This is a genomic window from Janthinobacterium lividum, assembly GCF_011601275.1.
Lineage (GTDB): Bacteria > Pseudomonadota > Gammaproteobacteria > Burkholderiales > Burkholderiaceae_D > Janthinobacterium > Janthinobacterium lividum_E.
The window spans coordinates 1-736 of sequence record NZ_JAAOLY010000051.1 but is presented as its reverse complement, the minus strand read 5'-3'; the positions used below and the strand labels follow the sequence as shown (position 1 = coordinate 736).

Annotated in this window: 1 protein-coding gene; it reads right to left on the bottom strand. The window is 66.7% G+C overall.

All coding sequences use genetic code 11. The features are described from left to right. Positions 1-736 (bottom strand): putative Ig domain-containing protein (locus tag GYK42_RS28790; RefSeq protein WP_166450279.1); only part of this gene is annotated, 736 nt, incomplete at both ends.

The window sequence follows — 736 nt, the reverse complement described above, 5'->3', positions numbered from 1 at the left end:
GGCTGCCGCTCGATACCGTATAGGCATACGGAGCGACGCCGCCGCTGGCCGTCAATTGCCGGCTGTATGCCGTGGCCACTTTCGGCGCCGGCAAGGTTGCCGGGGTCACCGTGATGGCTGGCGCGGCGACGCTCAAGGTATAGCTGTTGGTGGCGCTGAATGGCGCCCCCGCGCCGGTGCTGCTGTCCGTGACCTTGATGCTGACCGGGAAACTGCCGGCCAGATTGGTCGTCCCCGACACCACGCCCGTGGATGCGTTCAGGCTCAAGCCGGCCGGCAGGTTGCCACTGCTGATGCTGAAGGTATATGGCGCCGTGCCGCCCGTCACCGCCAGAGGGGCGGAATATGCCGCTTCCGCCGTCGCATTGGGCAAGGTGGCTGGCGTCAGGCTGATATTGGGGATGCCCACCGTCAATGTCACGATAGCTTGCGCCGAAGTGCCGGCGCCATTGCTGGCCGTATAGCTAAAGCTGTCGGCACCGGCATAACCGGCCGCCGGCGTATAGCTGATACTGGTGCCGTTGACCGTCGCCGTGCCGTGCGAAGCGGCGGAGACCACCGCCACCGATGTCGCGACACCGCCGCTCAGGTTCAGGGTGATCGGCTGGGCGCTGCTGCCATAGGCCACCGTGGCGTTGACGGCGCCGGCAATGGGCGCAACGTTTGCCACCGTGCCGGAATAGGTGCGCGCTCCCGTGAACGGAGCGCTTGTACCGGTGCTGCTGTCGGTCGCCGT